Annotated in this window: 22 protein-coding genes; 18 read left to right on the top strand and 4 right to left on the bottom strand. The window is 41.2% G+C overall.

Annotated elements, in window-relative coordinates; genetic code table 11:
* Nucleotides 1-73: 73 nt before the first annotated feature.
* The 5 genes from AB5213_RS03610 (at nt 74) to AB5213_RS03630 (ending at nt 4,701) form a co-directional block, all read left to right on the top strand.
* Entirely contained in the window at nt 74-247 is a 174-nt protein-coding gene (locus AB5213_RS03610; RefSeq protein WP_368276343.1) for a hypothetical protein, read from the top strand.
* Nucleotides 234-965, top strand: coding sequence for a type II toxin-antitoxin system PemK/MazF family toxin (locus tag AB5213_RS03615; RefSeq protein ID WP_368276344.1), 732 nt, complete (start codon nt 234-236; stop codon nt 963-965). The genes AB5213_RS03610 and AB5213_RS03615 overlap by 14 nt, the downstream gene beginning before the upstream one ends.
* Nucleotides 966-1,241: 276 nt before the next feature.
* Complete coding sequence (locus AB5213_RS03620; protein WP_368276345.1) at nt 1,242-2,165, top strand: HNH endonuclease; 924 nt, start codon at nt 1,242-1,244, stop codon at nt 2,163-2,165.
* Between the two features lie 67 nt (nt 2,166-2,232).
* Nucleotides 2,233-2,766 (top strand): prolyl-tRNA synthetase associated domain-containing protein, encoded by a 534-nt coding sequence (locus AB5213_RS03625; protein WP_368276346.1) that lies wholly within the window; start codon nt 2,233-2,235, stop codon nt 2,764-2,766.
* 561 nt (nt 2,767-3,327) lie between these two features.
* A complete protein-coding gene (locus AB5213_RS03630) occupies nt 3,328-4,701 on the top strand; it encodes an NAD(P)/FAD-dependent oxidoreductase (RefSeq protein ID WP_368276347.1) in 1,374 nt (457 codons plus the stop codon).
* 156 nt (nt 4,702-4,857) lie between these two features.
* Here the strand turns inward: AB5213_RS03630 and AB5213_RS03635 are convergent, their stop codons facing one another.
* On the bottom strand, nt 4,858-6,186 hold the full coding sequence (locus AB5213_RS03635; RefSeq protein WP_368276348.1) for an MATE family efflux transporter: 1,329 nt from the start codon (nt 6,184-6,186) through the stop codon (nt 4,858-4,860).
* Between the two features lie 329 nt (nt 6,187-6,515).
* On the opposite strand from AB5213_RS03635, the gene AB5213_RS03640 reads away from it, so the two are divergent.
* On the top strand, nt 6,516-7,214 hold the full coding sequence (locus tag AB5213_RS03640) for an ABC transporter ATP-binding protein (RefSeq protein WP_117822769.1): 699 nt from the start codon (nt 6,516-6,518) through the stop codon (nt 7,212-7,214).
* Nucleotides 7,215-7,228: 14 nt separating this feature from the next.
* Nucleotides 7,229-9,547, top strand: coding sequence for an ABC transporter permease (locus AB5213_RS03645; RefSeq protein ID WP_368276349.1), 2,319 nt, complete (start codon nt 7,229-7,231; stop codon nt 9,545-9,547).
* Between the two features lie 41 nt (nt 9,548-9,588).
* Here the strand turns inward: AB5213_RS03645 and AB5213_RS03650 are convergent, their stop codons facing one another.
* Nucleotides 9,589-10,521, bottom strand: a complete 933-nt coding sequence (locus AB5213_RS03650) for a LysR family transcriptional regulator (RefSeq protein WP_368276350.1) — start codon at nt 10,519-10,521, stop codon at nt 9,589-9,591.
* Nucleotides 10,522-10,622: 101 nt separating this feature from the next.
* On the opposite strand from AB5213_RS03650, the gene AB5213_RS03655 reads away from it, so the two are divergent.
* The 3 genes from AB5213_RS03655 (at nt 10,623) to AB5213_RS03665 (ending at nt 13,768) form a co-directional block, all read left to right on the top strand.
* Complete coding sequence (locus AB5213_RS03655) at nt 10,623-11,192, top strand: chromate transporter (protein ID WP_022220658.1); 570 nt, start codon at nt 10,623-10,625, stop codon at nt 11,190-11,192.
* Nucleotides 11,189-11,734, top strand: a complete 546-nt coding sequence (locus AB5213_RS03660; RefSeq protein WP_368276351.1) for a chromate transporter — start codon at nt 11,189-11,191, stop codon at nt 11,732-11,734. The genes AB5213_RS03655 and AB5213_RS03660 overlap by 4 nt, the downstream gene beginning before the upstream one ends.
* 345 nt (nt 11,735-12,079) lie before the next feature.
* A complete protein-coding gene (locus AB5213_RS03665; protein WP_118198841.1) occupies nt 12,080-13,768 on the top strand; it encodes a Na/Pi cotransporter family protein in 1,689 nt (562 codons plus the stop codon).
* A gap of 51 nt (nt 13,769-13,819) precedes the next feature.
* Here the strand turns inward: AB5213_RS03665 and AB5213_RS03670 are convergent, their stop codons facing one another.
* Both AB5213_RS03670 and AB5213_RS03675 read right to left on the bottom strand, forming a co-directional pair.
* Entirely contained in the window at nt 13,820-15,079 is a 1,260-nt protein-coding gene (locus AB5213_RS03670; RefSeq protein ID WP_368276352.1) for a dihydroorotase, read from the bottom strand.
* Nucleotides 15,080-15,253: 174 nt separating this feature from the next.
* Nucleotides 15,254-15,943: a DUF6198 family protein gene (locus AB5213_RS03675; protein WP_008371998.1), complete on the bottom strand. Its 690-nt coding sequence runs from the start codon at nt 15,941-15,943 to the stop codon at nt 15,254-15,256.
* A gap of 208 nt (nt 15,944-16,151) precedes the next feature.
* Between AB5213_RS03675 and AB5213_RS03680 the strand changes: the two genes are divergently transcribed.
* The 8 genes from AB5213_RS03680 to citF all read left to right on the top strand — a co-directional run bounded on the left by AB5213_RS03680 (nt 16,152) and on the right by citF (nt 24,580).
* A complete protein-coding gene (locus tag AB5213_RS03680; protein ID WP_368276353.1) occupies nt 16,152-17,015 on the top strand; it encodes a LysR family transcriptional regulator in 864 nt (287 codons plus the stop codon).
* 94 nt (nt 17,016-17,109) lie between these two features.
* Complete coding sequence (locus AB5213_RS03685; RefSeq protein ID WP_055246440.1) at nt 17,110-17,649, top strand: carbonic anhydrase; 540 nt, start codon at nt 17,110-17,112, stop codon at nt 17,647-17,649.
* A gap of 142 nt (nt 17,650-17,791) precedes the next feature.
* A complete protein-coding gene (locus AB5213_RS03690) occupies nt 17,792-18,727 on the top strand; it encodes a LysR family transcriptional regulator (protein WP_368276354.1) in 936 nt (311 codons plus the stop codon).
* Between the two features lie 169 nt (nt 18,728-18,896).
* Entirely contained in the window at nt 18,897-20,192 is a 1,296-nt protein-coding gene (locus AB5213_RS03695; RefSeq protein ID WP_368276355.1) for an SLC13 family permease, read from the top strand.
* A gap of 86 nt (nt 20,193-20,278) precedes the next feature.
* On the top strand, nt 20,279-21,718 hold the full coding sequence (locus tag AB5213_RS03700) for a serine hydrolase (protein ID WP_211133347.1): 1,440 nt from the start codon (nt 20,279-20,281) through the stop codon (nt 21,716-21,718).
* Nucleotides 21,719-21,820: 102 nt separating this feature from the next.
* Nucleotides 21,821-22,120, top strand: a complete 300-nt coding sequence (gene citD / locus AB5213_RS03705; protein WP_022220649.1) for a citrate lyase acyl carrier protein — start codon at nt 21,821-21,823, stop codon at nt 22,118-22,120.
* Complete coding sequence (locus AB5213_RS03710) at nt 22,120-23,019, top strand: aldolase/citrate lyase family protein (protein ID WP_008371977.1); 900 nt, start codon at nt 22,120-22,122, stop codon at nt 23,017-23,019. Before citD ends, AB5213_RS03710 begins: the two co-directional genes overlap by 1 nt.
* Nucleotide 23,020: 1 nt before the next feature.
* Nucleotides 23,021-24,580, top strand: a complete 1,560-nt coding sequence (gene citF / locus AB5213_RS03715) for a citrate lyase subunit alpha (RefSeq protein ID WP_008371975.1) — start codon at nt 23,021-23,023, stop codon at nt 24,578-24,580.
* Nucleotides 24,581-24,606: the final 26 nt, after the last annotated feature.

The raw sequence follows: 24,606 nt of genomic DNA on the forward strand, positions 1-24,606 counted from the left end.
GATTGACACATGATAAATTTAAAAGTATAATAAACAAATTGATATAATAAATGCGCTAAAAAAGGAGATAACCATGAAAGAAATTGAGACAATTCAAGATTTTAAACAATTTTTGAATACGAATCGTGATAAGCTTCGGGCGCATGCAATAAAGGTAGAGGAACTGCCACCGGAAGATGAATGGATTCAGGAAGATGAATGGGATGAAATTTATAAACGGGAGGTAGTTCAGCATGGAAAAGTATAATATTGGTGATGTATGGTGGATTCATTTTCCATATGGGGATGAAGATAGGGAAAAACGGAGACCAGCGATTATAATTGATGATGATACTATTGCCATCCTTGCTATGTATGTTACTAGTAGAAATAAAGAAAATCCATATAGTATCGAAATCGAAGATTGGAAAGCAGTAGGATTGTCACGACCTTCATGGACTAGAATTGATAAAATAGTTAAAATAAGTGAATGGTATATGGATAGAAAAATAGGAAGGATTTCTGAAAAAGATTTTCTGAAGATTATGCAATTGTTTGTTGAAGTTACAAGCGGTAAATGGCATGAATTTTCGATTATTGCAGTAAAGAATAGTGATGGAGAGTATTTGCAGAGATATGATGATAGATGGAAATGTTGGTTATTTCCATATGTCAGAAGTACAAATGAAAATAAAGAAAATGTGGATAGCTATATAAGTAAACTATTAAGAAAAACGGTAGTTACAAAATATGTAACAGTTGCTAAACATTGCAAATATTCCGAAAGTGATAAGTTATATAAAATATATAATCATAAATTATATGAAGTATTATTGGATTCAGTACCAAAGAATATGGAAAATAAAGAGTTTGATATTGATAATACGAAATATAAATGGATGTCTATTACAGAATTAGAGCAAGATGAAAATGTGATGGAAAAGAATGATGATATTATTGCATTTGTAAAAACAAAATGCCGCTAATGGTAATAAGAAATTGTACATATTTTTTACTAGCTTTATTTAATGTGTAGGGAAAACATAAAATACAATTAGGCAAAGGGTTGAAAATAGTTTATAATATAAAAGAAAAATATAAGAAGACCTTATATCAGATTTTTAATCAGGTATGAGGTCTTATTCAATATTGGAGGAATGATTGAAAAAAAGATTTCATATTAGTATAAAATTATTAAAGATGATATGAAATTAGAAGATAAAATGGAATGAAAAAGTTGTAATTAAAAAGGAGAATGTGAGATGGATTTTAATCTTAATGAGTATCATCGAAATATATCAGATGAATTACTATTAGAAGATGTTAAAGATATTTCTAAAAAGATAGGTAGAAATACACTCACTCAAAATGAGTATAAAAAAGCAGGAGGAAAATTTGGGAAAAATACTTTTTTACGTCGTTTTGGAAGTTGGAATAATGTTTTAGTGTTGTGTGAGCTGAAAGTGAATCAAAGACAATTAGATGCAGCTAAGGGAAGTCATATGTACCAGCATATAGAAACAGAAGAACTTTTAATGGATTTAAAAAGTGTTGCAATTTATTTAAATAAAGATAGTTTGAGTAGTAAAGAATATGGAAAAAATGGAAAGTATTCTGCTGCAACGTATTTTAAACGATTTGGCACTTGGAATAAGGCATTATGTGATGCTGGATTAAAACCATTTAGTCGAGTATCTAGCCAACGATTAAATGATGAAGAATTATTAAAAGAAATTGAATGTGTTTGGATTAAATTAGGTAGGCAACCGACTTCAACTGATATAAAAAATGGCATTTCAAAATATTCACTGCATGCATATGCGGAACACTTTGGTGGTTGGAGAGGAGCGTTGGATGCATTTATTAAGTTTGTTAATGAAAGCTCTGATTGTGTTATAAAAAAAGAAAAGGCACCAGAAAAGGAAGTTCAATATATGGATGACTTTGTTTCTAATAGCGGATATAAACATAAGACACCTCGTGATGTTAATTTGCGCCTTCGATTCAAAATCATGCAACGGGATAATTTTAAATGCTGTATTTGTGGGGCATCACCAGCAACTAATCCAAGTGTTGAACTACATATTGATCATATTGTTCCATGGTCAAAAGGGGGAGAAACAATACCTGAGAATTTACAGACATTATGTAGCAAATGCAATCTTGGGAAAAGTAATTTAATATAAAAGTAAAAAGATGTAAGAGTTAGAGGTAGTAGAAAATAATAAAAAATCTAGGACGGAGGAGAACTATATGGAATTACTAAACGGAAGACCAACAGACACACAAGGCAGATTGGATAAGGAAATCCGCGTATATGACTTCCTTGATTCGCTTGGAGTCGTATATCAGAGAATCGACCATGAAGCCGCAATGACAATGGAGGCATGCGAGGAAATTGACCGGACACTGGAGGCGACGATCTGCAAGAATCTGCTTTTATGCAATCGGCAGGAGACACGGTTTTATTTATTGATGCTTCCGGGAGATAAGGTGTTTAAAACAAAGGATCTGTCAGCGCAGATCGGTTCGTCCAGACTTTCTTTTGCAAAAGCGGAGTATATGGAACAATATCTGGACATCACGCCGGGATCTTTAAGTGTGCTTGGACTGATGAATGATAAGGACAAGATGGTACGGCTTCTGATCGATGAAGATGTGCTTACAGGAGAATATATCGGATGTCATCCATGTATCAATACATCGAGTCTCAGACTTAAGACAAAAGATCTGGTAGAGAAGATTATTCCGGCAATGGAACATGAGCCGACCATCGTGAAGTTGTAAATCCGCCAGAAAACGAAAAGGGTAGCAGAAACAGCAATATAGAAACAGAAAGATTTTTGACAGTGCAAATATAAAAACTGGATAATGAAAAATATTACAAAATCTATATAAAAAAGAAAATAAATTCATGCAAAATTCATATAAAAAAAGAAAGAAACACCTTGACGAAAAGAAAGATTTCTCTTAAAATATGAAAGGTTGTGCAAAAGAAGGACAACTGCCGTGCATAATCATCTGGACACAGACGGATATACGGCAGTTTTATTATGTGACATATTAGGATTGCGGGAATTGCTTAGCAATGGAGCAATCTGATTACGCCAGTGAGGGTCAAAAGGTATTTTAACCCCTTTGATACCAGATTGCTACGTGCTTTGCACTCTCGCAATCCTCAAAAACATTCGTAATCCGCTCATTTTTCTTTGAAAAATGGCTACTTACTCATGTTTTTGGCGGGTCAAGAGGTCAAAAATCCTCTTGCAAGCAAACTTGCATCGGCTTTCTGACCTTTTGACCCTGGTATCATCATTTTATCATGCAAATAAAAGGAGAGATATACGGATGAAGTATGATGTAATTATTATCGGTGCCGGACCAGGCGGAATTTTTGCTGCTTATGAGTTGATGAAAAAGAAACCAGACTGCAAGATTGCAGTATTTGAAGAAGGTTATCCGCTGGAAAAGAGAAAATGTCCGATTGATGGCGAAAAAGTAAAGAGCTGTATCAACTGCAAACGCTGCTCGATCATGTGCGGATTTGGCGGAGCCGGAGCATTTTCAGATGGAAAATACAATATCACCAATGATTTCGGCGGAACTTTATTTGAGTATATCGGTAAAAAACAGGCTGTTGAGCTGATGAAGTACGTCGATGAGATCAATATGGAAAATGGTGGAGAAGGGACAAAACTGTACTCCACAGCCGGAACAAAATTTAAAAAGCTTTGTCTTCAGAACAAGCTGAATCTTCTGGATGCATCTGTACGTCATCTGGGAACAGATATCAATTATGTCGTTCTTCAGAATCTTTATGATCAGATGAAGGATAAAATGGACTTCTTCTTTGATGCACCGGTTGAGACAATCGAGATCACTGATGGCGGATACCGCATTGTATGTGAAAATGGCACTTATGAATGTAAGAAATGTGTGGTTTCTGTCGGACGAAGCGGAAGCAAATGGATGGAAAAGGTCTGCAAGGAGCTTGCAATCCCGACCAAATCAAACCGTGTGGATATTGGTGTCCGTGTAGAGCTTCCGGCAGTGATCTTCTCACACCTGACAGATGAGCTTTACGAGAGCAAGATCGTATACCGTACAGAAAAATTCGAGGACAATGTGCGTACTTTCTGTATGAATCCGAACGGTATTGTGGTAAATGAAAATACCAACGGTATCATCACAGTAAACGGACACAGCTATGAAGGAAATGAAAAAAAGACGGACAACACCAACTTTGCCCTTCTGGTTGCAAAGCATTTCTCTGAGCCATTTAAGGACAGTAACGGATATGGTGAAAGTATCGCAAGACTTTCCAATATGCTAGGCGGTGGTGTGATCGTACAGCGTTTTGGTGATCTGGTACGTGGAAGAAGAAGTACAGAAAAGCGTATTGAAGAAGGTCTGGTAACACCAACCTTATCAGCAACGCCTGGTGATCTGAGTCTGGTTCTTCCAAAGCGAATCATGGATGGAATCATTGAGATGATCTATGCTCTGGATAAGGTAGCACCTGGTACAGCAAATGACGATACCCTTCTCTATGGTGTGGAAGTAAAATTCTACAATATGGAAGTAGAGATCGATAAGAATCTGGAAAGCTGCCATAAGGGACTGTATGTGATCGGTGACGGAAGTGGTGTTACACATTCTCTGTCCCATGCATCTGCAAGTGGTGTTTATGTTGCGAGACATATTATCAGCGAAGAAGAATAGTCTGCAAATAAAAAGTCGGACTGGGATGGAAAAGTAAAATAAAGAGAAAATTAAAAACCGTAAATCCGGAGATTTGCAGTATTGTAAAGAGCAAATCCGGATTTACGGTTTTTTGTTGTATCGAAAAAGTAGTAGAACTTTTTGATGCAGATATGCCTAGTTTTTTATGGTTGCCCGCCGGTAAGTCATATAGGCGATCACAGCAGTTGCAAATTCGGTAATTCCGAATGCGTACCAGACTCCGGAAGCCCCGAAGATCCGGCTTAAGATAAATGCGGCCGGAATAATGATGATCGTATATCTGCACAGTGAGATGAGCAGGGACGGTGTTCCCTTTCCAAGTCCTTCGAGTGCACCAGAGCTGGTGATGGACACGGAAGAAACTAAAAATCCGAGGCTGATAATCCGAAGTGCCATTCCTCCTGCCTGAATGGTTTCCGGATTAGAACTGAACAGTGCGATCAGTGAATCCGGGAAGAGCTGGCAGTAAACGGTACCAAAGAGCATGATCCCAAGACTCAGATAAAGGGTATCGGCAAACAGTCTGTGGACACGCTTTGTCTCACCGGCACCGTAGTTGTATCCGATCAACGGACGCATTCCCTGGATGATTCCATTTGCCGGAAGATACAGGAAGGTCTGAAGCTTGTAATAGATTCCGAGCACCACCACGTAAACCTGGGAGTAGGCGGAGAGAATCCCATTTAGTGCGGTGATAAGCAGGGATGGAAGTGCCATATTCAAAGTGGCAGGGATTCCAACCGCGTAAAGCCGTCCGGCCATGGCACGGTCTACGTGGCAGCTTCTATGAATTTTCACCGGAAGCGGTCTGGTAAAATAAAAGGCAAGGTACAGTACCAGTGTGACAACCTGACCAAGACCGGTTGCAAGTGCGGCTCCTTCAATTTCCATTTTCGGGAACGGTCCGATTCCGAAGATCAGAAGTGGATCCAGTACGATATTGAAAATACATCCGCTCATCATGCAGATCATGGACACGCGCATCCGTCCGACTGCCTGAAAAATTTTTTCCCAGGTAATTTCAAGAGAGATTACAATGGAAAATCCAAATGCGATCCGGGAGTAGGCATTTCCCATCTGAATAACGGTTACGTCTTTTGTAAAAATCTGTAAAAATAGCGGCATTACGGCAATTGTGACTACGGTAAGAACAATACCGTGGATGACAGAGAGAAAAAGTCCCTGTGTGGCAGCTGCATCCGCTTTTTTCTGATCCTGGGCGCCAAGGAAAAAGGCAATGGCAGCATTGATCCCGATTCCAAAGCCGACACCGACTGAGGTGATAAAATTTTGGATCGGGTAGACTAAGGACAGAGCAGTCATTGCTTCTTCACTGATCTGTGCAACGAAATAGCTGTCAACAATATTATAAAGAGAGTTGACCATCATTGAGATCACCATTGGCAGAGCCATGGAAAGCAGAAGCGGCAGAATCGGTTTTTCTTTCATGTAAGTCTGGTTCATAAACATTCCTCCTGATAAATATAAAGCATAAGGTACAAAATCTGTAAAAAAGGGCAGAAGCCCGATACATAAAAAGCCACATAACTGCCGCTGTCTGCAACAAGTTATGTGGCGAAAAGTAGATATCTATTTTGATATCCAGAAAAATCCACAAAGATTTTGGTATAAAATTACACAGATAATTATTTTAAAAATTTTCCTTCCATTTGTCAATATCTTTTTGAAAAAATAGCAATTAAAATATTGACAAAAAAGTAAGCCTAAACTAACATTAGTGTATGAAATGTAACATTACTACGATGTGAGTAACTAAAGGAAGGAGTAGAGAAATGTTTTTAGAGATTAAGGGGATTAAAAAGTCGTTTGGAACAGGCGACAGCCGGGTAAATGTTCTGAAAGGATTTGATCTGGAAATTGAAAGAGGAGAGTTTTGTGTGCTTCTGGGACCATCTGGTTCCGGAAAATCGACTCTTCTGAATATTATAGGTGGTATTGACGGGGCAGATGAAGGAAGTATTACGATTGATGGAGAACAGCTGGAGGATATGACAGAGAAGAAGCTGTCCCTGTATCGGAGAAAGCATCTGGGTTATATATTCCAGATGTACAATTTGATTCCAAACCTGACACTTAGAGAAAATATTGAAATCGGTGCTTATTTAAGTAATCGTCCGCTGGATGTGGATGAGCTGATGCAAACGCTGGGTATTTATGAACATCAGAACAAGCTGCCGAACCAGCTTTCCGGAGGACAGCAGCAGAGAACCGCGATTGGACGTGCAATTGTCAAAAATCCGGACATCCTGCTCTGTGATGAGCCAACCGGTGCGCTGGATTATAAGACATCCAAGGAAATCCTGAAGCTGATCGAAACAGTCAATCAGAAATATGGGAATACCATTATTATGGTTACCCATAACGATGCAATCAAGGATATGGCAGACCGGGTGGTAAAACTTCGTGATGGAATGATCCGCAAAAATTACTGTAATGAGCATAAACTTTCTGCAAGTGAGCTGGAATGGTAAGGAGGACGCGTGTTATGAAGAGTCCGTTGAGAAAACGGCTTCCGAGAGAACTGAAGGGAGAAATTGGAAAATACCTGGTGGTTCTGATCCTTATGATTGCAACGATTGGGTTTGTATCCGGCTTTCTGGTTGCTGACGGAAGCATGATAAAAGCATATAATGAAGGCTTTGAGAAATACAAGATTGAAGATGGAAATTTCCGGGTAAAGAAAAAAATTACCAAAGCACAACAGGAAAACATCGAGAAAAATGGTGTGACACTGTATGAAAACTTTTATCTGGAAGAGGCACTGGATAATGGAAGTACCATGCGTATTTTCAAAAACAGGGAAGAGATCAACCTGGTGTGCCTGATGGAAGGAAAGCTTCCTGAAAAAGCAGGAGAAATGGCAATTGACCGTATGTATGCGGACAATAATAAGATTTCTGTCGGAGATACACTGAAAAGTGGTTCACAAAAGTGGAAAGTCACAGGATTTGTGGCACTGTCTGACTATAGCTGCCTGTTCCAGAACAATAATGACAGCATGTTTGATGCAATCAAATTCGGGGTATCGGTTGTAACACCGGAAGAGTTTGAATCTCTGAATCAGGATAAGATTCAGTACAGTTATTCCTGGGTGTATGACAAAGAACCGAAAAATGAAAAACAGGAAAAAAAGATGTCGGAAGATCTGATGGAAGCACTAGGGGAAGAAGTCACTCTGGAGTCTTTTGTGCCACAGTATCTGAACCAGGCAATTACATTTACCGGTGATGATATGGGGAGTGACCGTGCAATGATCACAATGCTCCTCTATATGATTATTGTGATCATTGCGTTTGTATTTGGAATCACGATCAGCAATACGATCCGGAAAGAAGCAGGCGTGATCGGAACTCTGCGGGCTTCTGGGTATACAAGAAAAGAACTGATCGGACATTACATGGCACTTCCGGTGATCGTCACGCTGATTGGTGCGGTGATCGGAAATATTCTGGGTTATACAGCACTGAAAAAAGTATGTGCGGGGATGTATTATGGAAGCTATAGTCTGCCGACCTATGTGACAGTATGGAATGCAGAGGCTTTCTGGATGACAACGGTGGTTCCGGTGCTGATCATGCTGGTAGTCAACTATGGAATCCTTCGTTACAAGCTGAGGCTTTCACCGCTGAAATTTCTGAGAAGAGATCTTTCTGGAAGCAGGCGGAAAAGAGCAGTCCGGCTAAGTCCGAAGCTTGGAATCTTCCATCGGTTCCGACTGCGTGTGATCTTCCAGAATATGAGCAATTACATCGTACTTTTTATTGGAATCATATTTGCGAATCTGCTTTTGTTCTTTGGACTTTTGCTGCCGTCAGTACTTTCGCACTATCAGCAGGATATCCAGAGCAATATGCTTGCAAAATACCAGTATATGCTGGAGGTTCCGGTAAGTGCGATGAGCGGAAACAAACTGGACAGTATGCTGGAGCTTTTACAGTTCTCTTATGGAACAAAGACGGAAAATGAAGACGCGGAAGCATTCAGTGCGTATTCACTGGAAACACTGCCGAGCAAATATAAGACAGATGAAGTGATCCTGTATGGAATCAAACCGGACAGTAAATATATCGATGCAGATCTGGAGGACGGTGACGGTGTCTATATTTCCAGTGCCTATGCAGAGAAGTTTCTGTTGAAGCCGGGCGACTCGATCACGTTGAAAGAAAAATATGAAAAGACAAAGTATACATTCAAGGTTAAAGGAATCTACAAATACAGCGGTGGAATCTGTGTCTTTATGCCACAGGAGCAGTTGAATGATACCTTTGATCTGGGAAACGATTATTTCAGTGGATATTTTTCCAATTCGAAGATCAAGGATATTGACGGAAAATACATCGGTTCGGTGCTTGATCTGGAAGCACTGACAAAGATTTCGAGACAGCTGGATGTATCTATGGGAAATATGATGGGGATGGTCAACGCATTTGCAATCGGTATTTATATGGTTGTGATCTATCTGTTATCCAAGATCATTATTGAGAAAAATGCACAGGCTATTTCCATGACGAAGATCCTGGGATATACCAATGGAGAGATCAGCAGGCTTTATATCTGGTCGACAACTATCGTGGTGATCATCTGTCTGCTTCTCAGCCTGCCGATTGAGAAAGCAGTTATGAATGTGCTGTTCCGGGAAATGATGCTGACCAGTATTTCCGGCTGGATCGCACTTTGGATCGATCCGAAGATCTATGTGGAAATGTTCCTGATCGGAATCGGAACCTATGCAGTTGTGGCAATGTTAGAATATCGAAGGATTAAACATGTGCCGATGGATGAGGCACTGAAAAATGTAGAGTAAGGGGCGGAAAAGAAGAGAATTAAGGTACGGATTAGGGCAGACTAAGCTGCCCTGTAGATTGCCGGGACGATCTCGCGGAGGAGAGCAAGAAGCGCCTGAAACTGTGCATGATGATAAATGTTTTTCCGGTAGACGGCACAGATATCCCTGGTGTCATGAAAGTGATCCGGGATAAAGAAATGAATGTTCGGAAAGGAAGTAGTCCGTGCATAAATTTCAGGAAGAAAGGCAATCCCCATCCCTCGTCTTGCAAGAGAAAAGGCAGTATTACTGCTGGTGCAGATGCAGCGGATATTTGGATGGAAGGCAGCAGTATCGCAGATCTTCCGGCTGATCTTTCCGAGATCGTGATCTTCTGAAAGCAGAATAAATGGAACTGCAGATAACGCAGGTAAATGAATTTGAGGAGTGGCAGAGATGCCCTCCTTTTTTGGTGATGGATCGGAAAAAGGACACAGAGAGTCAGAAATTGCCAGGACAAAGCTTTCCTTTACCAGAAGCTCACTCTCAAAATTGATAGTATCTGGGCTGGAAATATCGAGAATCAGATCCAGCTTGTCTTCTTCCAGCATCTGACGCAGGATGTAAGTCGGCTGCTCAATGATCTGGATATCACAGTTCTCATACATGGAATAAAAGCGTTCCAGAACCGGTGCCAGAAGCCGTTCACTTCGGTGGGGACTGAGGCCCAGCCGGATCAGCGTCCGGGAACCGGAAACGATATCACCAAGCTTCCATTCTAACTGAGTATGAGAGTGGAGGGTGGAAACTGCCCATTCATAGAAAAGGGAGCCCGCATAGGTAAGCTTCATCTCGCCACGATTCCGCTCAAAAAGAGAGGTTCCGGTTTCTTTTTCCAGAGCCTGAATGCTTAAGGAAAGGGAAGGCTGGGAAATATAAAGCTTCTGCGCCGCTTTGGTGATACTTTTTTCTTCGGCAATGGTGATAACATATTGCAGCTGATTCCAGTTCATAAAAAATCCTCCATAGGTTTAAACTATATTTTTTATAATAAAACATATATTTTACTAATGTCAATAGAGATGATAAAGTAAAGAAACAGGAGGAAGAAGAGATGAGTAAAGAGAGAATCAAAAATGGACTGATGCTGTTTGCATTTTTCTTTAAGATAGGATGTTTTACATTTGGAGGCGGATGGAGCATTCTGGCGCAGATGGAGCAGGAGTTTGTAGATAAACGAAAGCTGATCACAAAAGAGGAACTGCTGGATATGGTTGCAGTTGGAAAGTCAGTTCCCGGAATTATGATCACCAATATCAGTATGCTGTTTGGTTATTATGTAGGTGGCTGGTTCGGAGGTGTCTGTGCAGTACTCGGAATGACCTGTCCGGCGGTTCTGATCCTGTCGTTTGTTACTGCATTTTATAAGGTGCTGAAAAGTAATGTCTGGTGCTATGCGGCACTTCGCGGAATCCGCTGTGCGGTAGTTCCGATTATGGGAAGTGCGGCACTTTCACTGGGGAAAGAAGCGTTCCGCAGAAAATCAGCAATCCCGATCTGTGCGTTAGCACTGGCGCTCTGTGTATTTACGGATATCAGTAATGTGGTGATGATCGTAGCGGGAGTGATACTGGCGCTTTCTATAAGAGCGGTGAAAAAGACAAGAGGAGGACAGACGGCATGATCTATCTCAGACTTTTTACAGCGTTTATAAAAATCGGATTTACCAGCTTTGGCGGAATGTCGATGATCCCGGTTATTATGCAGGAGATGAAGGTCAATCAGTGGATGACGGCGGAGGATCTGACTAACTTGATCGCTATCGCAGAAATGACACCGGGACCACTTGGGATTAACTGTGCGACTTTTGCCGGGATGCAGACGGCAGATGTTCTGGGTGGGATTGCAGCGGTTATTGGCGTGCTGATGCCAGCTTATACGCTGACGCTTGGCGTAGCGGTGTGCTTCGCAAAGTTCCGCGGCAATGATATTATGAGCTGTATGTTAAATGTGATCAAGCCAATCTGCATCGCAATGATCCTTGCGGTGATTCTGGATCTGATGCAGGAAAATTATTTTCCGGATGCGAGGATTGACTGGTTTGGGTGCGGGATCGGAGTGGTGATGTTTTATCTGATATTGAAGAAGAACTGGTCAGTACCGAAGGTGATCACTCTTGCGGCGGTGTTTGGAATAGTTGGATATGGTGTGCTTGGGATTGGATAGATTTATAGATAGAACAGGAGAGTTATTCTTTTGCAAATTTGAAGATTTGTAAGAGGGTAACTCTCTTTTTGTTTCATAGGAAATTCCGAAGGAACTTCCTATGAAACAAAAGGCACTGCGTGCCGGAGAGGCACAATCTTTTTTAATGCGATTTTACATAACTATGATCATGGGAAAGAAAAAATGATAGAAGAAAGAAAATTTAACCTAAACTTAACATAGATTTGATTGGAATTGCATAGACCACAGATAAAATGGAAAATGAGCTGAAAGGAAAAACATCATTGTAAAAAGTAAGTTTAAAAGATATTAACAAACACAGGGTAAATTGAGAGAGGAATTAATATGAACGAGAAAATTCAGATCATTTTCGGACTGCTTGGCGGTCTGGCAGTTTTTATCTATGGAATGAATATGATGAGTGAATGTCTGCAAAAGGCGGCGGGCGATAAAATGAAAAGCATTCTTGCACTTCTGACGAAGAATCCGCTTCTGGGTGTGCTTGCCGGTGCGCTTACAACCGCGGTACTCCAGAGCAGCAGTGCGACGACAGTTATGGCGATCGGTTTCGTAAGTGCGGGACTGATGAACCTGCCACAGGCAATTTCCATCATTTTTGGTGCAAATATTGGTACAACCATGACAGCACAGATTATTGCGTTTAAGATCAGTGACTATATTTATGTGATTATTTTTATAGGATTTCTGATTTCATTTGTAACAAAATCAGAGAAAGTAAAAAGTATCGGTCAGACGATTTTTGCCTTTGGTCTTTTGTTCCTTGGAATTGAAACAATGGGAGATGTCATGAAACCATTGGCATCCAGTCCGGTATTCACAGACTTGATCGGACGGGTTGCACATATTCCGGTACTTGGTGTGGCAGTTGGTACATTTATGACGCTGGTTGTACAGAGTAGTAGTGCAACGATCGCAGTCTTGCAGAACTTCGCTTCCCAGCCGGGACCGGACGGGGTTACGAGTATACTTGGGCTTGCAGGAGCAATCCCGATTCTTTTAGGTGATAATATCGGTACAACGATCACAGCACTCCTTGCCAGTATCGGACAGTCAAAAGATGCGAAGAGAACCGCTGTGGCGCATTGTATTTTTAATATTTCCGGCTGCTTTTTGTTTATCTGGTTTGTAAAACCATTTGCGGCACTGATCCAGAACATTTCGCCGAAAGGTCCGGAGATTGAAGCGATTTCCAGACAGATTGCAAATGCACATACTGTATTTAACATCACAATGACACTGATCTGGGTATGCCTGATTAAACTGATGGTGAAGATTGTCATGACACTGATCCCGGATGGCAAAAAAGGTGTTGAAGATCCAGGCAGCCCGATTTATCTGGATGAAAATATCATCAGTCAGCCGGCAGCAGCGCTGCAGCTTGTGGCAAAAGAGATTTTCCGTATGAGTGACCAGGTAGGAGATATTCTGAAGAAAACGATTGAGCTTGTGAAAAATGAAGAAGTGAAATCTATTGACGGTCTGAAAGAAAACGGAGAACAGGTTGAACGCCTTGGAAAGTGTATTACCGAATATCTTGCAGCTTTGTTTTCTTCGGGGTCATTGACCGAGCAGCAGGCAGCGCAGACGGCGAGCCTCATGTGTGTACTCAGCGATGTGGAACGTATGGGAACCTTAAGTGTGGAAATGGCAGAATGTATGTTGGAAAGATCAGACCGGAAGTATAAATATACACCGGAAGCGATGGATGAGCTGCAGAAGAGTTTGAAAGTACTGAATAAGATGTTCTGTGATTCTCTGAAGGCACTGCAGGGAGATGATGGTATCGAACCAGGCAAGATGATGAAGCGAAAGGATAAGCTTCTGGATCTGGATATCAAGATGCGGAAAGCGCATATTGAGCGTGTCAATAAAGGAAAATGTAAGGCAAGCCTTACTGCTCCGTTTACCAATATCCTGCATCTGATCGACCGTATGGGAAACAGTTGTATCAATCTTGCGGATGTGGCGGAAAGCGGAACAAGTATGAAATACTTTATGCTGGAAGAAAAATAAGAAGATGGAAAAATCCACGGACTTTAGAAGATTCAAAGTCCGTGGATTTTTTTAATCATGATATACGATTTTCCCACCACAGATCGTATACTTCACTTTGCCATACATAGGCGTTCCGGTAAATGGTGAGTTGGATGAAAGGGATGCATACTCGGTTGGAGTCCAACATTCGTTTTCATCGAAGATTACAAGGTCAGCTGCCTTTCCTTCGGCGAGCTGTCCGTATGGAAGGTGGTAAAGCTTTGCCGGATTGATGGTCATTTTTTCCAGAAGCTGAATAAGAGATAAATGTCCCGGTCTTACAAGGCTTGTGATGCCAAGGGCAAGGGAAGTCTCCAGACCGATGATTCCGCTTGGAGCTTCGGTGATTGGTTTTGCTTTTTCTTCTTTGCTGTGCGGTGCATGGTCGGTGGCAATCAAGTCGATGGTTCCATCTGCAAGTCCCTGAATAATCGCCTGACGGTCCTTTTCGGTACGGAGCGGCGGATTCATTTTCGCAAGTGTTCCATGCTCAAGGACTGCGTCTTCCGTCAGTGTAAAATGATGCGGTGTGGCTTCGGCGTGAAGTTTTGCACCCATTTTCTTATAAGTACGAACCAGATCGACAGAGATACCGGAGCTGATATGCTGGATCACAACATCGGCACCGGATTTCAGTGCCAGCATGCAGTCTCTTGCAACCAGAGATTCTTCTGCAATGGAAGGAGAACCGTAGATGCCAAGCGCATCGGATACCTTTCCGTGACTGATTCCGTTGTTGCGGATGAAAGAAGGATCTTCTTCGTGAAGGCTGACCGGTACGTTAAGCTTTGCCGCCTTTTCCATTGCGTGGAAGCAGAATTCTGCGTTTAGAAGTGGGATCCCGTCATCGGTAAATCCACATGCGCCTGCTTCTTTTAAGGCGTCCATATCGGTTTCTTCCTGCCCTTTCAGGTTGCAGGAAATCGAAGCAGCCTGGAAGATACGGATCTTTTCTTTGGAAGCACGCGAAAGGTTGTCTTTGAGAACCGGAACAGAGTCCACAGTCGGGGAAGTATTTGCCATGCAGATCACGGAAGTAAAACCGCCTTTTGCAGAGGCAAGTGCGCCGGTGTGGATGGTTTCTTTATAAGTAAATCCCGGATCACGGAAATGAACGTGGGTGTCAATCAGTCCCGGTGCAACCACAAGCCCGGTTGCGTCAAGGACTTCCTCTCCTTCTTTTGTAATCAGGGATGCCATTTCTTTGATGATGCCATCTTCAATCAGAAGATCCATTTTTTCGGAAAGTCCGGAAGCAGGATCGATGACAAGTCCGTTTTTGATAATCATAGTAGTTAAGCCTCCTTGCAGGATATTAGTCTGCTTCTAGTATACGGGATGGGAAAAAGGTTTGTCAATGCGACAGGAGAAGTTGAGAAAATAAGACTGGCTACAGAATCCAAAAGAGATTTCAGTTTTGATGTATCCGATCTGGTATGTATCAAAATTGAAATCTTTTTTCTTTTATGCATGTCTCATATTCTTTTCAAGAGCAACTCTCTTCTTCCCAGTTGCACGGTAGAATTCCACGTGTTTTCCAAGAAAACTCTGGATGGCGGAAACGGTTTTTCCAGTCAGGAATGCACAGAAGACAGTGCCGATTCCGATGCCGTAGAATCCGTGGAGGATTGCAAGGGAAAGAACCACAGTAGTCGTCAGACAGGTGAGATCGAAGGTTGTCTTAACGATTTTATAGTTCTTTTTTACAATACCGGACAGATCGCGAGGGAAGATATCTGTCGGGATGATTGGAAGCATACAGTTGTTGGCAAGGCAGATACCGAAGCACACCAGTAAGAATCCTGCCAGGAAATAAATCGTGTGAAGAGGCAGGGAGTTCGGCAGAGCCTGGATCCATGCGTTGTGTACGTCGATCATTTTTCCAAATCCGATCCCGACTACGAAAGAGAAAAGGTAGCCGGGGCAGAATGAACGCTTGAGGATCATCAGTGTAATGACAAGCAGTGTCTGGAAAATATAATTCCATGTTCCGAAACTGAACACCGGGAAGGCGATGTTAAATACAAGCGGCACTGAGGAGATCGTTGAGATCCCGAATCCGCTTTTTGACATCAGATCCACGCCGAGTGAATTGATCAGCAGGACGATGAGCAGAGCGACTTCTCCGGCCAGATGAAATTTTTTCTTATTCATAGGTACAAATCCTTCTTTCCTGATAGATAATAATTTACAAAAATTTTATATTTAAGCTGTTTATCATTATAATGAAGAAAACTGATAAAAACAAATGATTATTTTGAATAAACTGATTCTAAAATAGAATGAAATATGCTAAGATAATGGCGAGTAAAGAGTTGATTTTGAAAAATAAGATGACTGCGGAAGATAAAAGAGGGAATATATGAATATCGAATATTTAAAATATTTTTCAGAGCTGGCAAAAATCCAGCATTACGGAAAGGCGGCAAAGGCACTGAATATTTCACAGCCGGGACTCAGTCATGCGATCAAGTCGCTGGAAGAAGAGTACGGAGTTCCGCTGTTTCAAAAAGAAGGGCGAAATGTGAGCCTGAGTCATTACGGCAAAGAGCTGATGAAGGATGTGGATGAAATTCTGGGAGCGTATCTTCGTCTGGAAGAGCGGGCGGCAGGACTTCGGACGGAAGAGAAAACGGTGCGGATCGGCAGTGTGTATCCTCTGGCACCGGGGACGATTCCACATATGCTGAAAGAGTTTGGGGCGACATTTCCATTTATCATCTACAATCGGATGACACCGGAGATTGCAGAAGGACTTTTGGATGGAAAATATGATATCGGCTTTTGCTCGGATCTTTTGAAATCGGATGAGATCGAATATTATCCGATTCGGGATTCATATATCGCAGTAGTGGTTCCGAAGGGACATCCGCTTGAAAATAGAGAACGGATCAGTCTGAAAGAGACAGCCGGATACCCACAGATCATGTTTTCCAAGACCAGCGGTTTCCGTACTCTGCAGGAGCAGATTTTTGCAGAAGAAGGAATTAAGGTAAAGCCGGTATGTGCTGCGGAAGAGATTGAAGTCATTACAGGACTTGTGGAGAATGGGTTCGGGATTTCCGTATTGCCGTATATGGATATCGTGCGGCTGCACAATGTGGTGACGATTCCGGTGAAAACTTCAGGGTGGAATTCCAAATTCTACATTGCGAGAAGAAAGTATGGAATCCGCTCAGAGCAGGAGGAAGCATTTTTTCAGCACTGGAAAAAAGAACATCATTAAAATTCATTAAGAATCCTTGCACTTACAGAGAAAAAAAGTCTATAATCTGTTTTATGAAATATCGTTGTGAAAATCAAATGGGAGGTTACACAGGATGATAGAACAGATTGTAGAGTATAATAAGAAATTCGTGGAAAATAAAGGCTATGAGCCGTACCTGACCAGCAAGTACCCAAACAAAAAGCTTGCCGTACTGACCTGTATGGATACCCGTCTGACAGAGCTTCTTCCGGCGGCGCTGGGACTGAAAAACGGAGATGCAAAGATCATCAAGAATGCAGGTGGAGTCATTACACATCCATACGGAAGTGTGGTCAGAAGCCTTCTGGTTGCCATTCTGGAGCTTGGTGTGGAGCAGGTTATGGTCATTGGACATACGGATTGCGGTGTGCAGGGAATGGATGGAAATGAACTGTTAGGAGAACTGGTAGAGCGCGGAATCGACAAAGAACATATTGATATCGTAAGACACAGCGGAATTGATCTGGAAAAATGGCTGGGTGGATTTGAATCTGTGGAGAAGTCGGTAGAAGAGACTGTGCATACACTGAAGACACATCCATTGATGCCGAAGGATATTGAGATCAAGGGATTCATTATGGATTCGGAGACAGGGGAGCTTACGGAAGTGTAAGGAAAAGAAATAAAGAAAAAGAGAGATCCTCACAGCAAGGTGGTGCTGTGAGGAGTTTTATGGAGGAAAAGTAAGTCTTGCGCTTTTGAAATAAAAAAGTCTATAATCTGTTTAGTGAGATCACAGGAGGATGAGGATAAAAATGGATGATTTAAAATCGTTTACCTATGTTTTAGCGGTTGCAGAATGCAAAAGTATTTCAAAAGCCGCTGAACTTTTATATATTTCACAACCATCACTCAGCAGATTTATATCCAGTCTGGAACAGGAACTTGGAATTTTACTTTTCGAGCGGAAATCGAATGGAATCAGTCTGACAGAGGCTGGCGAAATTTATGTTGAGTATGGAAAAGAAATCAAACGTTTAAACAGCACAATGGAGCATGAATTAAAGGAACTTCAATTATCTGAAGAACAGGAAATACATGTATGCATGTCTCTAAGCGCCAGTCTTTTGTTGGCAATGGAAGTTCAGGAGAAGATCAGTAAAAAATACATCGGGTGTAAAGCATCATTTTCAAATGTCATGGCTAAGGAAATCCTGCCAGGCTTAAAAAACAGGACCTATGACTTGGCAATAGGACCGGATCTGAGTGAAAAGGATTCTTCTATCGTATTTGATTTTATTGTAGAAGATTATATGTTACTTGCAGTTCCAAAGAAGTATATGATGCTTCAGAAAGCAGAAAAAAGAGAAGGTGAAAAATATCCATGGATGGATATTTCGATGATGCCGAATGAGTTTATTATCCAGGACAATTCCTGTTATGTCAGACAAGAGATCGATCAGATATTTGAAGAATATGGAAAAGAATTGAAGCCAAAGATGATCGTAAACAGTTCGATGCTTGCAATGCAGACCTTGGAGCGAGGAATGGGATTCTGTTTTATATCAGAAGTATTTCTTCCATACATAACAAATACAAAAGATATTGATTTTTTTTGCATTGGAAAAAACAAGGTAAAAAAGACAAAAACAGGTATTATATATTTGAAAAATAAAATCCTTTCCAGACAGGAAAAGTACTGTATATCTGTTTTGAAAGAGAAAATAATAAATGGAGAAATAGGGGCATAGCATGAAGCTATACCCCTATTTTCTTTTGGCATTGGTGAAAACAGTAACAGACAATTATAATAAGATTAACGTGATGAGCCGGTAAACATCATATAAGAGAAGAATGAGAGTTTTTGGAAAAGCGCACTCCGAAAAAGCTTATTGTATATGGATACGGAGGAAAAGAAAAATGAGTATGGCTACAATAGGAGCGATTCTGACATTAATAGTTTTCGTTGCAGTTCTTGCAACGCCAAAATTACCAAACTGGTTTTGTTTTTTGATCATGGCACCGATCGTTGTATTTACAGGAACAATGGATGCAGACGGAGTATATGCCGTGTTAAGCAGTTCAAGTTTTCATCTGATGGCAATTATATGTATGTTTTCAGGAATGATTGCTGCAACAGGGCTTGATATCGTAATGGGAAATGCTTTAGATAAATTAACCGGTAATGTAAGTGGAAAGAAAAAAGAAATGCTAATTTTTGCAATTCTTTATCTTGCATCAGGACTGGTATCATTTGTTCTGCAGAACAGTTATGTTGCAATGGCATTTTTGCCGGTGATTTTCAGTATAGCTAAGAAAAATAAGATCAGTCATTCAAAAATGATTTTGTTTGTAATTTATGCAAGTACTTTAGGTGGTGCTTGTACCCTGATTGGAACACCGACAAATATTTATGCAAATACAGCGCTTGAAGAAGCTGGACTTAAGCTTTTTGGCATGTTTGATTTTGCCTGGGTAGGTATTCCGATTTTTATCCTGGGTGGAATCTATATGATCGTGATGAACCGCTGGTGTCCGTCTTATGAGGAAACAGTGCCAAGCAATTCAGAGATAGAGGCAGCTACAGAAATTACATCTGAGATGAAAAAGAAACAGATGGTTGTAGGAATCAGTTTCCTTCTGTTCGTACTTGCTCTGATTCTGGATTCGCTTACAGATATTACAGTGAACCCGAATTTTATTGGATATGCACTGATCGCGGTTTCGGTTCTTACAACTGTTGTAAAACCAAAAGAAGTAATCACTTCATTCGGTGTTGATATGGTACTTTTCTGTGCAGGTATCAATTTGATCATTGCAGTTATGAAGAACAGTGGACTTGGGGAAGTGTTTGGAGCTGTTGTGCTGAGTATTCTTGGAGATACGAAAAATCTGTATCTGATCACAGCAGTATTGTTCCTTGGATCGGCAATTGCAACACAGTTTATGAACAATATGGCAACCGCAGGAGTACTTGCCCCGATTGGGATCTCTATTGCAGAATCAATGGGAGCAAACCCACAGGCAATTGTTCTTGCAATTGCAATTGGAGCAGGATGCTCTTTCCTGACACCGATCGCATCAGGAACAAATCAGACATTAATGATCTTTACAAACTTAAAATTTACTGACTTTGCAAAATTTGGATGGCCATTGGTTATTATCAGTTTTATATGCTGTGTAGGAATTCTTCCATTGGTATTCCCGTTCTTTTAAAAGACAGAAAAGAGTTATGTATAACAAAGGGGGCAAAATTTTGTCCCCCGTTTCCAGTTTAAAATAAAGTTAGATGAGGTGGCAGCATGAACAAAGAATTAACCTATTCAACTCCGGAAGAGGAAGGCGTATCATCAGAATATATTATTAATTTTCTGAACGAGATGGAAAAAAGAGAAGCAGAGATCCATGGAATCATGATCTTGAGAAACAATAAAGTTATATTTGAAGCATATAATGAACCGTATCGGAAGGAAATCCCACATATTGTCCATTCTTTTACAAAATGTTTTACAAATACAGCGGCGGGAATTGCATATACAAAAGGACTCATAAAGCTGGAGGATAAGGTACTTGATTATTTTCCGGAATATCGTGAGGCAGCAAATGAGTATCTTCAGAAGCTTACGATACGGAATTTACTTACGATGCGCAGTGGACAGGAAAGAAGTATAGGTGGAAATGAATGGAGACCATTAAAAACCAGCTGGCTGGATGCATATTTTAAAGTACCGTTTGTAAAAGAGCCGGGAAGTGAATTTATGTATTCAAGTGGGAATTCTTATATTACGTCAGCGATCGTACAGCGTATTACAGGAAAAACATGCCATCAATTGATCGAAGAAGAACTGGCACCGTACATTGGTCTGGAGAAGTTTAGCTGGGGAGAAAGTCCGGAAGGAATCTGTTCAGGTGGAAATGGTGTGAGCATTACGGTAGAAGGAATGGCCAGACTTGGATTACTTTATCTGAATCAAGGAAAATGGGGAGAAAAACAATTATTAAGTGCTGATTGGGTGAATCTTGCACTCGGTAAAAAAGATCCACAACCAAGGAAAGCAGGAGAAAAAGACTATAATTTTCACTGGACGCATACAGGAGATATCTGGTGTTCAGATGGAATGTTTGGACAGACCTGTGCGATTGTTCCGGAACAAAATATGGTAATTGCTATCACTACGGCAGACAGTAATTACCTGGAGACGGAACTGATTCAAAAAGAGATTTTGGATCCGATGAAAGAAGAAAGAAATTTCGCTGAAAAGATGTGGAATGTATTAAAAAATAAAGGTCTCAGAATGTCTCTGGAAAATAAAAACAGATCTGTCAGTAACAAAATGGTTTCAGGAAATCGGAAAATAGAAATGGAACCTTTTGAGAATGAAGATAGAATAGAAAAAACAGGTCTGGAATTTTTAGAAGATAAAGTAATATTCTGGATGAAAGATAACAGAGGAACACATTTTGTAGAAGCAGGACTGGACTGTTGGATTCATGGGAAAACCTCTATGACAGGTGGATATCTGCACCATCAGTATGAGATGGATGAAATGAAAATTGCCGCATGTGCTTACTGGAAATCAGAAAATGTGTTGATGATGGAATGGCGCTATCCGGAGATGGCTTTTTTTGATCATGTGTCTTTTGAATGGAAAGAAGACAGGGTATATATGAAACGCTGGGTAAATATGAATTCACAGGCACTGGAAAGACCAGTTGTAACAGCAAAAATATGCGAATCTTAACAATTATTAAGAAAACCATAGGTGTTCCTGTAAGGTAAGAGCCCTATGATAAACACAACGAAGCAAATACTAATGCAAATGGATGTTAAGGAGGAAGCACGAATGGAAATCAAGAAACCTGCAATTGCAGGAACATTAGAATCCAGTGACTGCCAGGTAACAGTAGAAGCCGGAGAAGGAAAAGTTGATTTTTCACTGGAAAGCGCAGTGATCAATCAGTATGGAAACCAGATTAAGAAAGTAGCTTATGAAACACTGGAAAATCTGGGAATCGATAATGTAAAGCTTACAATCATAGATAAAGGAGCTCTTGACTGTACGATCAAAGCAAGAATCGAAGCAGCTGTTTACCGTTCAGTAGGACAGATCGAAGATTTACCGTGGGGAGGTGCGATCAGATAATGAATCCGAATAAAAAAAGACTTAGAAGAACTATGATGTTTTTAAATGCACAGAAACCGGGACTGATCAAAGATCCTTACATTTACAAACCGGATTCCATCATGCTTGATCTGGAAGATGCGGTTGCAGAAAACCAGAAAGATGCAGCCAGATTTTCTCTTTATCATGCACTTAAGACGATTAATTATAGAGGATGTGAACGTGTTGTCAGAATTAACGGACTGGACACTCCTTACTGGAAAGAAGATATCCGCTGCGCAGTAGCAGGCGGCTGTGATGCGATCCGTATTCCAAAGACAGAATCCGCACAGGACGTAAAAGTAGTAGAAGCTGAAGTTGTTCAGGCTGAAAAAGATTTCGGACGTGAAGAGGGAAGTGTTCTGATCATGGCAGCTATTGAATCCGCACGAGGCGTGATGCGTGCACTTGATATCTGCGAATCTTCCGAAAGACTTTTCGGAATTGCCCTTTCCGGTGGAGATTACACCAAAGACCTTCAGACACACATTACCGGAACTGGAATCGAGCTCATGGGAGCAAGACAGAACATGGTGATCGCAGCACGAGCAGCTGGTGTACAGTGCTTTGATACTGTATACACAGATCTGGATGATATGGATGGTTTCCGTCAGGATGTTGAGAATATCCACCTGATGGGGTTTGATGGAAAATCCATCATCAACCCAAGACAGATCAACATTGTACATGAAATCTTTACACCAAAACAGAAAGATATCATTTTCGCAGAAAAAGTTGTCCGCGAAATTGATACAAAGAAAGCACAGGGAATCGGTGTATTTACAGTAGATGGTAAGATGATCGATATCGCTTTCTATGACGGAGCAAAGAGAACAATCGAGCTTGCAAAAGCTTCAGGTGTGTATAAGGGGGATTTATAAAATGATTAACGCAGTAGGTAGAGATATCCCGGAAGAGATTTTAAAAGCAACTGGTAAAGAAGTATTTCAGGGTGTACATCATTTTGACGGACATGTCTATAAAAAACACGGACCGGAAGTCGAATGTGTGATCAATTCCAACGGAAGCAAGATGGTAGACAGCATCCATGATGTCCTTGTAAAATGTGGAATCAAAGACGGTATGACAGTCAGCTTCCATCACCATTTCCGTGAAGGTGATTACGTTGTAAATATGGTAATGAAAGAGATCCATGATATGGGGATCAAGGACATTACTATCTGTGCAAGCTCTCTTGGAAAAGCACATGATCCTCTGGTAGAGTATATTGAAGACGGAACCATTACAAATATCCAGTCATCCGGTGTGCGTGGAAAGATCGGAGAAGCTATTTCCAATGGTAAATTAAAAGGTCTTGCGATCATGCGTTCCCACGGCGGACGTGTACGTGCCCTGGTAACAGGTGAGACACAGATCGATATCGCATTTATCGGAACTCCTACCTGTGATGAGTACGGTAACTGCCGTGGTATCGGTGGAAAATCTGACTGTGGTGTACTTTCCTACGCAATGTCAGATGCTTTCCATGCAAACAAAGTCGTAGCAATCACAGACTGCATGGTTCCGTTCCCGAACTTTCCGGCACATATTTCAATGACAAAGGTAGACTATGTTGTAGAAGTAGACCAGATCGGTGATCCGAAGAAGATCGCAACAGGTGCAGCAAAACCGACCACAGATATGAGAAAGCTGATGATGGCTGATTACTGTACACAGTTCGTTGTAAATACACCGTATTTCAAAGATGGATTCTCTTATCAGACAGGTGTCGGCGGAGCTTCTATCGCATCTACTATTTCACTTGCAAAGGTAATGAAAGAAAGAAATATCCGCATGCGTTTTGGTGTGGGTGGTCTTACAAAGCCGATGTGTGACCTTCTGATCAACGGTCAGGTAGATGCACTTCTGGATACACAGGACTTTGACCTTGCAGCCGTAGAATCTGTAAAAGATCTGCATCATTTCCGGATCAGTGCAGGTGAGTATGCGAACCCGTTCAACAAGGGTGCAGTTGTCAATAAATTGGACTTCGTAATTCTTGCAGCTCTGGAAGTTGACGTACACTTCAACTGTAACGTTGTTGTAGATTCTAATGGTATGATCACAGGAGCGCAGGGTGGACATCCGGATACAGCAGCCGGAGCAAAATGTGCCATCGTTATCGCACCGCTTCTTCAGGGAAGAACACCGGCAATCTGTACAGACGTAACAACCGTCACAACACCGGGAGAAAGTGTAGACGTTGTCATCACAGATTATGGTATTGCAATCAATCCGAAGAGACAGGATCTGATCGAAGCAATGAAAGATGTAGACCTTCCGTTTAAGACCATCGAAGAATTACGTGATATCGCTTACTCTATCGCGGGGGAACCACAGAAGGTACAGTTTGGAGATCGTGTTGTCGGTGTCATTGAAAGCCGTGACGGTACCATCATGGATGTTGTCCGTCAGATCAAGCCGTTTGAATTTGATGATTAAATTCTGATCGGAAAACTTACAGGTTA

The organism is Coprococcus sp. RTP21204st1_G4_RTP21204_210225 (assembly GCF_040915385.1).
In the GTDB taxonomy this organism is placed as follows: Bacteria; Bacillota; Clostridia; order Lachnospirales; family Lachnospiraceae; genus Allocoprococcus; species Allocoprococcus comes.

Bases quoted from the DNA above. Each gene is read 5' to 3' on its own strand.
- AB5213_RS03610 (WP_368276343.1), top strand. From the start codon at position 74: ATGAAAGAAATTGAGACAATTCAAGATTTTAAACAATTTTTGAATACG.
- AB5213_RS03615 (WP_368276344.1), top strand. From the start codon at position 234: ATGGAAAAGTATAATATTGGTGATGTATGGTGGATTCATTTTCCATAT.
- AB5213_RS03620 (WP_368276345.1), top strand. From the start codon at position 1,242: ATGGATTTTAATCTTAATGAGTATCATCGAAATATATCAGATGAATTA.
- AB5213_RS03625 (WP_368276346.1), top strand. From the start codon at position 2,233: ATGGAATTACTAAACGGAAGACCAACAGACACACAAGGCAGATTGGAT.
- AB5213_RS03630 (WP_368276347.1), top strand. From the start codon at position 3,328: ATGAAGTATGATGTAATTATTATCGGTGCCGGACCAGGCGGAATTTTT.
- AB5213_RS03635 (WP_368276348.1), bottom strand. From the start codon at position 6,186: ATGAACCAGACTTACATGAAAGAAAAACCGATTCTGCCGCTTCTGCTT.
- AB5213_RS03640 (WP_117822769.1), top strand. From the start codon at position 6,516: ATGTTTTTAGAGATTAAGGGGATTAAAAAGTCGTTTGGAACAGGCGAC.
- AB5213_RS03645 (WP_368276349.1), top strand. From the start codon at position 7,229: ATGAAGAGTCCGTTGAGAAAACGGCTTCCGAGAGAACTGAAGGGAGAA.
- AB5213_RS03650 (WP_368276350.1), bottom strand. From the start codon at position 10,521: ATGAACTGGAATCAGCTGCAATATGTTATCACCATTGCCGAAGAAAAA.
- AB5213_RS03655 (WP_022220658.1), top strand. From the start codon at position 10,623: ATGAGTAAAGAGAGAATCAAAAATGGACTGATGCTGTTTGCATTTTTC.
- AB5213_RS03660 (WP_368276351.1), top strand. From the start codon at position 11,189: ATGATCTATCTCAGACTTTTTACAGCGTTTATAAAAATCGGATTTACC.
- AB5213_RS03665 (WP_118198841.1), top strand. From the start codon at position 12,080: ATGAACGAGAAAATTCAGATCATTTTCGGACTGCTTGGCGGTCTGGCA.
- AB5213_RS03670 (WP_368276352.1), bottom strand. From the start codon at position 15,079: ATGATTATCAAAAACGGACTTGTCATCGATCCTGCTTCCGGACTTTCC.
- AB5213_RS03675 (WP_008371998.1), bottom strand. From the start codon at position 15,943: ATGAATAAGAAAAAATTTCATCTGGCCGGAGAAGTCGCTCTGCTCATC.
- AB5213_RS03680 (WP_368276353.1), top strand. From the start codon at position 16,152: ATGAATATCGAATATTTAAAATATTTTTCAGAGCTGGCAAAAATCCAG.
- AB5213_RS03685 (WP_055246440.1), top strand. From the start codon at position 17,110: ATGATAGAACAGATTGTAGAGTATAATAAGAAATTCGTGGAAAATAAA.
- AB5213_RS03690 (WP_368276354.1), top strand. From the start codon at position 17,792: ATGGATGATTTAAAATCGTTTACCTATGTTTTAGCGGTTGCAGAATGC.
- AB5213_RS03695 (WP_368276355.1), top strand. From the start codon at position 18,897: ATGAGTATGGCTACAATAGGAGCGATTCTGACATTAATAGTTTTCGTT.
- AB5213_RS03700 (WP_211133347.1), top strand. From the start codon at position 20,279: ATGAACAAAGAATTAACCTATTCAACTCCGGAAGAGGAAGGCGTATCA.
- citD (WP_022220649.1), top strand. From the start codon at position 21,821: ATGGAAATCAAGAAACCTGCAATTGCAGGAACATTAGAATCCAGTGAC.
- AB5213_RS03710 (WP_008371977.1), top strand. From the start codon at position 22,120: ATGAATCCGAATAAAAAAAGACTTAGAAGAACTATGATGTTTTTAAAT.
- citF (WP_008371975.1), top strand. From the start codon at position 23,021: ATGATTAACGCAGTAGGTAGAGATATCCCGGAAGAGATTTTAAAAGCA.